Below are 9,260 nucleotides of genomic sequence, written 5' to 3' on the forward strand. Positions count from 1 at the left end.
AGCCTCACTCAGGACGGCGAGGTGTTCATGGCGCACGCCGAGACCTTGCTCGATACAGCCGCTGCGGCGCGCTCCTCGGTCGGGCGTGCGCAAACCGAGCCACAAGGGCGCCTGCGGGTTTCGATGCCGTCCTCGTTCGGGCGGCAGCATGTGTCGCCGGCGATACCGGAATTTCTGCGTCGTTATCCGGGGGTGAGCGTCGACTTGCGGCTGTCCGACCAGTTCGTCGATCTCGTCGATGCCGGGGTCGATCTGGCGATCCGGCTCGGTGCGCTCAAGGATTCCACACTGGTCGCCCAGCGGTTGGCCGTCAACCGGCGCGTCATTTGTTGCGCGCCAGCCTATCTCGCCGAGCGCGGCACACCGCGTCACCCGGCCGATCTGGCGCAACACGAATGCATGATCCTCGCGGATCAAAACACGTGGGGATTCGAGACGCCAGCCGGGCGCCTCGACGTGCGAGTCAGCGGACGCCTTGTATCCGACAACGGCGAAGTGATTCGCGACGCGCTGCTCGCGGGCTTCGGCATCGCACTCAAATCGACATGGGATGTCGCCCCCTACCTGCACAGCGGCGAACTGGTCACGCTGCTGGACAGCTACCCGCTCGCGGACACCGTCGCTATCTGGGCGGTTTATCCGAGCCGTGCTTTTGTACCGCCCAAGACCAAGGCATTCATCGCGTTTTTTGCTGAACACTTCGGCGATCCGCCGTACTGGGATACCGCGCCGCGCTAAGTGGCGTCAATGGGGTACCGTCAGCGTTTGCCATGCCCGCCGCGCTGCGCATGGCCGCTCGAATTCGCGTTGCTGTGCGTATCGTTCTGCGTTTTCTGCTGATACTCATCTCCTCCACGCCGGTCGGTGTCTTTCAGTCCGTGCGCCAAATCGCGATGCGCTTGCTTGCCCACGCCACGCGGCTCGTCCTCGTGCTGAGAATCGGCTGTTTGATCGGTCTCATGTGGCAGCGGTGCTGCCTCGTCCTGCAGTGACCGGGAGGGCGAGCTTGCGCGTTTCTCGTCCTGCTTCTCTTGAGTTTGCCGTTTGCCCTCGCCGGTCGATACCTGCGGTGATGTTTTCATTGCATCCTCCGATTTAGAGTCTATCTGCTTAGCTTTCCTGATCAGCGCCATCCAGGCGCTTTTTCATGGCTGCCGTAATGCGCTGCCGCGTCTTGCCATAGTCGGCCCAAGGGTCATGCTTCAGCGAAGCGAGCCGTTCGTGCAGATTGGCAATCGTCCATTGGTCGCCGACTGTAGTGCCGGGGACTTCATCCCACGCAAGCGGCACCGATACACCCAGACCCGGCCGCGCGCGTGCCGAAAACGCCGCCACGGTACTGGAGCCACGGTTGTTGCGCAGGTAGTCAACAAAGATCTTGCGCTTGCGATTCTGCGGGCCCATCTTTGCGGTGAAATGCGTGGGCAACGTGCTCGCCATATGCTGTGCGACGGCTTGCGAAAATGCCTTCACCTCGTCCCAACCCGCATGTTTCGCGAGCGGCACCACCACGTGCAACCCTTTGCCGCCACTCGTCTTGCAGAACGAGACGAGTCCGAGTTCTTCCAGCAATGACCGGGTTAGTTGCGCGGCTTCGATCATCTTGTCCCAGCCGAGCGCCGTGTCGGGATCGAGATCGAACACCATCCGGTCGGGCTTTTCAATGTTCGACGCCAGCGCGTTCCACGTATGCAGCTCGACCGTCCCCATTTGGGCCGCGCCGATCAGGGCCTTGACGGAATCAATCGTGATCAGCGGCGGATGGCCGGGATCGAGGTCGGGGTGCTGCGTAACGTTCGGAATCGACAGCTTCTGGCTGTGCTTCTGGAAGAACAACTCGCCGCCGATGTCCTCCGGCGCACGCACAAGGGACACGGGACGGTCCTTCAGATGCGGCAGCATCCAGTCCGAGACCGATTCGTAGTACTGCACAAGATCGAGCTTGCTTGCGCCACTTTGCTTGTCGATCACGCGGTCCGGATGGGAAATACGCACACCTGCTACGGTTGAAGTCGCAGTGGATGCATTCTTCCTTTCTTTAGGAGCGGCGACATCGCGCTTCGTCGACCGTTTCTTCGCGGGCGACACATTTGAGGTATCGGTTGACTGTGGTTGCACGTCGACTCCTTCGCGTGGGGTTTCGATGACGATCTGCCGCGCGGGTTTGTCGTGTCGCAGGCTCACAAACGACGCCTGGCGCACGATCCGTTCATCCGTCCACTCCGCGAAATTGCATTCGCAGACGAGTTCGGGCTTGACCCAGTGAACTGCCGTCCGGCTACGTTCACGGGGCGCACTGGCGAATGGCATGCGGGTGGACTCGCGCGCGTCGAGTTCTTTTTTCACTGCGCGCAAAAGTGCGGCGTCGAAGCCGGTGCCGACGCGGCCGGCGTACTGCAGCTTGCCGTTGCCGTCATACACGCCAAGCAGCAATGCGCCAAAAGCAGAACGACTGCCGGCGGGCTCTGTATAGCCGCCAATCACAAACTCCTGGCGCCGTCGGCATTTGAGCTTGATCCATGCCGAGCTGCGGCCCGCCGTATAGTGACTGTCACGCCGCTTGCCGATGATGCCTTCGAGCGCCATATCGCACGCGCTCTTGAGTAGTTCGTCGGCGCTGAACGCGAAGTCTTCGGAATAGCGCAACATGCGTTGATCCACTTTCTCCAACAGCGCATGCAGGATTGCGCGGCGCTGCACGAGCGGCACGCCGCGCAAGTCGTAGCCGTTGAGGAACGGCACGTCGAACAGATAGATCACGATGTCCTGCGGACGGTTCGCGTCGAAGGCGTTTTGCAGTGCCTGGAAGCTCGGCACGCCGTTGCGATCAAGCACTACTGCTTCGCCGTCCAGCCAGGCGCTGTCCAGTCCGAGGTCCGCGAGCGCCTTGACATGTTTGCCGAATTTCGCGGTCCAGTCGTTGCCGGCACGGGTGAAGATGCGCACTGGTTGTTTCTTCGCATGCAAATCGACGCGTATCAGCATCCGGTAGCCGTCAAACTTGATCTCGTATGACCAGTCGTCGCCAGGCGGCGCGGCGTCGATCAGCGTGGCCAGTTGAGGCTTGAGGGTGGCAGGCAGCGCTGCCTTCACGGCGCCCTGAATAGCAGGCGACGTAGCCAGCGTGCGCAGTGAGGTCGCAGTGCGGTTGGCGACGATATCGGTTTTCTTTGCGTCCCTGGCTTGGGCGTGGGTAGCCTGTGCGCGTTTGCGCGTGCGAACCGCACCGGCATTTGCACCTTTATCTGCACCGTTGTTACCGCTGCCTTTTTCTTTACCGTTGCCGTCCATCACGCTACCCGGCATACGCGCGAGCACATCGAAATCGGCTTCACTGCGCGCCGCATCATCGCGTTCCTTGATGAGCAGCCACTGTTCCTTGTCCCCACTACCGCGCATATGGCTGCGCACCAGCATCCAGCCGCCGTGCAACTTGTCGCCGTCCAGCGTGAATTTGAGCTTGCCTGCCTTGTAGCCCTCGTGCGCTTGCGCGAGCCCGCCATCGGGCGACCATGTACCGCGGTCCCATACGATCACCGAACCCGCACCGTAGTTACCCGGCGGAATCTCCCCTTCAAAGGAACCATATTCGAGCGGGTGATCTTCGACATGCACGGCGAGCCGCTTGACCGAGGGATCGAGACTCGGCCCCTTGGGCACTGCCCATGATTTCAGCGTCCCGTCGAGTTCGAGACGAAAGTCGTAGTGCAGGCGCCGTGCGTCATGTTCCTGAATGACAAAGGAAAGCGGCTGCGCCGACTTGCGTGGCGATGCGGCCTTGCGTGTGGCCTTGCCAGCGGGCTCCGGGGTCGCGTCGAAGCGGCGCTTGCGATGATAAGGATCGAGGCGATCACTCATGATGGCTGCTCGTTCGTCGGTTGTACTCCGTCGGTGGATGGGCTTTTAATCCAGTGCGAATCAATAGCGCTGCGAAAGTCGGGCATTGAAGGTAGATCGTCACAGCAGGCTTCGTCCATGCCGCCGGCCGTTAAGCGATTACACCCTCAGGCCGCGCTGCGTTTGCGGTGGCTCGTCTCTTTGCGCGCGGCAGTCGCGCGTGCTCGTGCGCCAGTTGCGGCACCTGTTCCACTCGCCCCACTCGCACGCCGCGTCGTCGCGGCTTTGCGGCGGGCGGGCGGCGATGCATCTTCACTGTCATCGTCGTCCTGCGCAGCCTGACTACGCGTGCCCGCTTTACCCTTACCGCGTCCAAGGCTGCGCTTGAGCAGATCCGACAGGTCCAGAATCTCAGCGGACTTGTGCGACTCGCGCGGAGTCTCGACATCCGTGATCTCTTCGGTTTTGCCCGCGCGGATCTTGCGATTGACCAGCGTCATGATGTCGTCGCGGAAGGTGTCGTGATAGCTCGACGGATCCCACGTGTCGCTCATGTCGTCGATCAGCTTTTTCGCCATATCAAGCTCACGCGCCGTCACACCCGCCTTTTTCGGATCCTCGGACGGCAGCTTCAATTCATCGTAGGCACGCACTTCCTCGGCCCAGCGCAGTGTATTGAGCGCCAGGACCGGCCCGACCGGAATCAGCGCGGCGAGGTGCTGCTTGTTATGCAGCACGACATTCGCCACGCCGATCTTGCCTGATGCCTTCAACGCCTCGCGCAGCAGCGCGTAGACCTTCTCGCCCTTGCGGTCCGGCGCGAGAAAATACGGAGTGTCGAGATAGAGGAACGAAATTTCGGGTGCATCGACGAAGGCGAGAATATCGACCGTCTGGGTGGATTCGGGATTCGCCGAGCGGATTTCATCGTCCGACAGCACGACGTACTTGTCCTTCTCGTACTCGAAGCCGCGCACGATGTTATCGCGCGTCACTTCCTTGCCGGTGCGCTTGTTGATCTGCCGGTAGCCGATCGGATCGATCGACCGCTTGTCGAGCAGATTGAAGCCGACTTTCTCCGACTGCGTCGCCGGGTAAAGTTGCACGGGCACGTGCACGAGACCGAAGCTGATCGCGCCCTTCCAGATCATGTGTGACATCGCGCACTCCTAAAGGCCCGGCCGGCTTCAGCTTGAGCCGGCCTGAACCTCTGACTAAGCAGCAAGCGTGCCACTCGATCCACGGTCAATCAGCCAGGGCGGTATCGGATGGTGCGCGCGCGTCCGCGCCCGCCTGGCCGAACACGGCTCAATCCGGCCTGAAATGCACGGCCTGTAACTCTTGCGTCAGGTTGGCAAAAGCTACGGCCTAACCCGGCTCACACGGGACCGCCGCAAAACCTCGAAAGCGCGCCCGACCGCCGCGCGTCGGTGGGCCGCTCAGCCGGTATGCCGGAAAGCGCTGGACGAAGCGTGCGATGGCGATCCGCGCCTCCAGTCGCGCGAGCGACAAGCCTGCGCATTGGTGAATGCCAAAACCGAACGCAAGGTGTCGATTCGGTTCGCGGCGGATATCGAAACGTTCCGGATCGGGGAACTGCTCGGGATCGCGATTAGCCGCACCGATGCACAGCGTTATGGGGGTCCCGCGCGCCACGGGCACGCCGCCAATTTCGGTATCGGCGGTCGTCATCCGGTTGCCAAGCTGATTTGAGCTCTCGAAGCGCAGGCACTCGTCCACCGCGCTATCAATCAACTGCGGATTGTGCTGCAACGCGGCTCGCTCGTCCTGCCACTCGCTCAACGTAACGAGTCCGTTGCCGATTAGATTGGTGGTCGTCTCATGGCCGGCGTTCAGAATGAAAATGCAGTTTTGCAGCAACTCCGTTTCCGACAACTGCTCGCCGTCCACTTCGCCTTGAATCAGGCGGGTCAGCACGTCATGCTGAGGATCGCCCGGCGCGCGCCGACGCCGCGCCACGAGGTCCTGCAGATAGGTCACGAAGTCGCTCACCGCGCGATTGCCGCGCTCCAGTTGCGCGGGACTCAGCGACGGTTCAAGCGCGCCAAGGATCGCCAGCGACCAGTCGCGCAGCGGCGCGCGCTCGGCGTGCGGCACGACCAGCAGATTGCCGATGATTTCCAGCGGGATCGCGGCCGCGAACTCTCCGATCAGATCGAGACCGCCCTGCTTCGCGGCGCGATCGAGCAGGCCGTCCACCAGGCGGATCAGGTCGGGTTCCATCGCGGCGATTGCACGCGCCGTCAGTGCGCCGGCAATCAGCTTGCGTACCCGCGTGTGCAGCGGTGGATCGTTGAACACGAGGCTCGTCGTGTGATGCTCGTAGAGCGGTGCGGCGCCGTATTTCGGCTTGAATTCGACGGTCTTGTCAGAGCTGAACGTTTTGGGATCGCGATACACCGCCTGCACGTCCTTGAAGCGCGTCAGAAAGAGAGAACCATCAGGCATACGCTTGATGGGTTCGTATTCGCGCAGCGCCCGATAGACCGGATATGGGTCCGCGTAAAACGCAGGCGTGAGATGCTGCAGATCGAAGTCGCGCGCGAGCGTGCGGCTTTGATCTGTGTTGGTGACCAGGCTCATGCGTGTCTCCATAGTTTTTAGCGGCGGCGCATCGTTCGAGGCATCAGTATGAACCGCCCGCCAGCGCAGTCGCACCGCGCGAACCGTTACAATAGCCGGATTTTCCGCGCGCGCCGCGCGCTCTTTCCTGCGACGTCATGAACCTCGTCATCCAAAGTCCCGCGCCCCTGTCCGCCGATCACCATAAGACGCTTGTCGCTCTCGCGCGCGGCGCGCACGCCACCGTCATCGACGACTTCGCGCTGCGCATCGCTAACGCCGATCCGTCCCAACGCGCTGATCTCGACGTGTACTGCGGCACGCATGCGCTGGATTTCGCGTTCGTGGAACCCAACCACTCGCTGGCCGATTTCGGCCTGGCCGCGATGGATATGGATTCGACATTGATCACGATTGAATGCATCGACGAGATCGCCGATTTCTGCGGCCTGAAGGCCGAGGTCGCGGCCATTACCGAAGCGTCAATGCGCGGGGAAATCAAGGATTTCAACGAAAGCCTCACGCGCCGCGTCGCGCTGCTCAAGGGTCTCGATGCAAGCGCGCTGGAACGGGTCTATGAGGAACGCTTGCGCCTGTCACCGGGCGCCGAGCGCATGCTGGCCGGCGTCAAGGCCGCGGGCCTGAAGACGCTGTTGGTCTCCGGCGGCTTTACCTTCTTCACCGAGAAGCTGAAGGCACGCCTTGGCCTCGATTTCACGCGCGCCAATACGCTGGAAATCGTCGACGGCAAGTTGACCGGCAAGGTGACAGGCGAGATTGTCAACGCGGACGTGAAAGCACGCACGCTGCGCGAAACTTGCGCGCAACTTGGCATTGAGCCGAGCCGGGCAATCGCGATGGGCGACGGTTCGAACGATCTGAAGATGATGGCCGCAGCGGGTCTTTCCGTGGCGTTCCGGGCCAAGCCGGTGGTGCGTGAAGCGGCCAGCGTCGCCTTCAACCATGTGGGGCTGGACGGCCTCTTGCGGCTATTCTGATTGCGACTGGCGATTGATGCGGGACCACGTCCCGCATCAATCGCGCACTGCGCTCCAAGCCGCTTAAGCGGCGAGCGTGCTCAGGCTATGCTCAAGGTCCGCCTGCAGATCAGTCTCTTCTTCAAGCCCAATATAAAACCGCACCAGCGTGCCGCGATTCGCCCATTGTGTGTCGCTGCGCATCGAGGCCATGTCGTACGGCATCACCAGACTGTGCGCCCCGCCCCAACTCCAGCCAATCGAAAAGAGCTCCAGCGCCTCGCAGAACGTATCCACTTGTGCCGGGCTATACCGCGCGTCGAACACAACTGAAAACAGGCCGCCCGCACCCGTGAAATCGCGCTTGTAGAACTCATGGCCGGGGCAGTCCGGCAGTGCCGGATGCAACACCGTGGCAATCTCAGGACGCGTCTTTAACCACTGAGCCAGCGCCAGCGCGCTGCGGTCGTGCTGCTCGAAGCGCACTTTCATGCTTGGCAGGCTGCGCAAGATTAGCGAGCAGTCATCCGACGACACGCCAACACCCATGCGCATGCGCGCAGCCTTCAGCTTCAGATGCAACTCAGGGTCGACGGTGATCGTCGCGCCCATCAATACATCGCCGCCACCGGACTGATACTTGGTCAATGCCTGCACCGAGATGTCGACGCCATGCTCGAACGGACGAAACGTAAGGCCCGCGGACCAGGTATTGTCGATCGCCGTGATGACGTTGCGAGCCCTGGCGGCGGCGGTGATCGCCTGCACGTCAGGGACTTCCATCGTCACCGAGCCGGGCGCTTCGAGCCAGATCAGGCGCGTATTGGGCTGAATCAGGTCCGCAATGCCCGCGCCGATCATCGGATCGTAAAAACGCGCGGTGATGCCGAAGTCCTTCGCCAGCCATTCGCCATGATCGCGATTGGGCGAATAGACGTTGTCCGGAATCAGCACATCGTCGCCGGCCTTGACGAGGCCAAAATACACATTGGAAATCGCTGACAAACCCGACGGCTGCAGCAGCGCCTGATTGCCCCCTTCGAGCGCCGCGAGACGCTGTGCCAGCGTGAGCGAAGTGGGCGTGGCGTGCAGGCCATAGCGCCATTGCGCGTCGTTGCGCCAGTCGAGCTCGCGCATCGTGGCGAGATCCGGAAAAACGACTGTCGAGGCACGCGCCACCGGCACCGCAAATGATTCGAAGCCCGGTGTGAGCTTGTCTTCCGCCCGTACGATGCGGGTTTGCAGACCGCGCTTAGGTTTGGATTGAGTCATGTCGTTTTCGGATAGGGGTGAAGCCGGCGGTTTGCCGGTCATTCGCCAGTAGTGAGATTGTTCACGCCGTTGACAGCCCGCGCTCCGCTTGCCGATTGCGCTGCTTGCCCCGCCGAGGACGCCGGGGTTTCAGGAGTTGCGCTAGCGGCCGGTGGCTCCATGGCAGGCGCACCAGGCGGCGGCACCGCTTGTCCGGCGGCAAGCGGATGAAGATCGAAAGCTTGCGGATCGGAGTCGTCGACGTTCATCCGGTCGCCCGCCACCGAGCCGTCAGCGGCGAACTTGCCGACCCAGTTGCCAGTGATGTGAGTGCCGTCGTTCGATTCTTCGACTTCGAGCGTGTCGCCGTCGCGATCGCCGGCAATCAGGATGACTTCTCCGGTATCGGTGAACTGATACTCGCCGTGCACGCCCGCCGGATCATCCGACTTCGGCCCAAGGCGTAGCACGATCTGCCGCTTGCCGAGCATGCCCGCATAGCGCGGAAACTTTGCAAATTCCGGGCTTGGTTTGAGCGGCAACTGGATCGGCGGCGGCGCAGCCAGTTCCTTGACCGCGTCGCTTTCGGCCCAAGCCTGCCCGGACGCCATC

8 protein-coding genes are annotated in these 9,260 nt (G+C 62.1%); 2 read left to right on the forward strand and 6 right to left on the reverse strand.

Annotation, left to right across the window (positions count from 1 at the left end; all coding sequences use genetic code 11):
- Window positions 1–738 (forward strand): substrate binding domain-containing protein (locus WCA85_RS27960; RefSeq protein ID WP_424068110.1); only part of this gene is annotated, 738 nt, incomplete at its 5' end.
- Window positions 739–758: 20 nt separating this feature from the next.
- Here the strand turns inward: WCA85_RS27960 and WCA85_RS27965 are convergent.
- The 4 genes from WCA85_RS27965 to WCA85_RS27980 all read right to left on the reverse strand — a co-directional run bounded on the left by WCA85_RS27965 (window position 759) and on the right by WCA85_RS27980 (window position 6,441).
- On the reverse strand, window positions 759–1,082 hold the full coding sequence (locus WCA85_RS27965) for a hypothetical protein (protein ID WP_424068117.1): 324 nt from the start codon (window positions 1,080–1,082) through the stop codon (window positions 759–761).
- Between the two features lie 28 nt (window positions 1,083–1,110).
- Entirely contained in the window at window positions 1,111–3,858 is a 2,748-nt protein-coding gene (gene ligD / locus WCA85_RS27970; protein WP_424068111.1) for a DNA ligase D, read from the reverse strand.
- 146 nt (window positions 3,859–4,004) lie between these two features.
- The gene (locus WCA85_RS27975; protein ID WP_424068112.1) at window positions 4,005–4,997 is read right to left on the reverse strand and encodes a Ku protein; all 993 of its coding nucleotides are present in this window, start codon (window positions 4,995–4,997) and stop codon (window positions 4,005–4,007) included.
- Between the two features lie 208 nt (window positions 4,998–5,205).
- Window positions 5,206–6,441, reverse strand: coding sequence for a cytochrome P450 (locus WCA85_RS27980; RefSeq protein ID WP_424068113.1), 1,236 nt, complete (start codon window positions 6,439–6,441; stop codon window positions 5,206–5,208).
- 137 nt (window positions 6,442–6,578) lie between these two features.
- Between WCA85_RS27980 and serB the strand changes: the two genes are divergently transcribed.
- Window positions 6,579–7,418: a phosphoserine phosphatase SerB gene (gene serB, locus WCA85_RS27985; RefSeq protein ID WP_424068114.1), complete on the forward strand. Its 840-nt coding sequence runs from the start codon at window positions 6,579–6,581 to the stop codon at window positions 7,416–7,418.
- A gap of 63 nt (window positions 7,419–7,481) precedes the next feature.
- Here the strand turns inward: serB and WCA85_RS27990 are convergent, their stop codons facing one another.
- The gene (locus WCA85_RS27990; protein WP_424068115.1) at window positions 7,482–8,669 is read right to left on the reverse strand and encodes a cystathionine beta-lyase; all 1,188 of its coding nucleotides are present in this window, start codon (window positions 8,667–8,669) and stop codon (window positions 7,482–7,484) included.
- Window positions 8,670–8,707: 38 nt separating this feature from the next.
- The coding region (locus tag WCA85_RS27995) for a hypothetical protein (protein WP_424068116.1) at window positions 8,708–9,260 on the reverse strand (553 nt) is incomplete at its 5' end.

The organism is Paraburkholderia sp. (assembly GCF_049581445.1).
Lineage (GTDB): Bacteria > Pseudomonadota > Gammaproteobacteria > Burkholderiales > Burkholderiaceae > Paraburkholderia.

Bases quoted from the DNA above. Each gene is read 5' to 3' on its own strand.
- WCA85_RS27965 (WP_424068117.1), bottom strand. From the start codon at position 1,082: ATGAAAACATCACCGCAGGTATCGACCGGCGAGGGCAAACGGCAAACT.
- WCA85_RS27990 (WP_424068115.1), bottom strand. From the start codon at position 8,669: ATGACTCAATCCAAACCTAAGCGCGGTCTGCAAACCCGCATCGTACGG.
- serB (WP_424068114.1), top strand. From the start codon at position 6,579: ATGAACCTCGTCATCCAAAGTCCCGCGCCCCTGTCCGCCGATCACCAT.
- WCA85_RS27975 (WP_424068112.1), bottom strand. From the start codon at position 4,997: ATGTCACACATGATCTGGAAGGGCGCGATCAGCTTCGGTCTCGTGCAC.
- ligD (WP_424068111.1), bottom strand. From the start codon at position 3,858: ATGAGTGATCGCCTCGATCCTTATCATCGCAAGCGCCGCTTCGACGCG.
- WCA85_RS27980 (WP_424068113.1), bottom strand. From the start codon at position 6,441: ATGAGCCTGGTCACCAACACAGATCAAAGCCGCACGCTCGCGCGCGAC.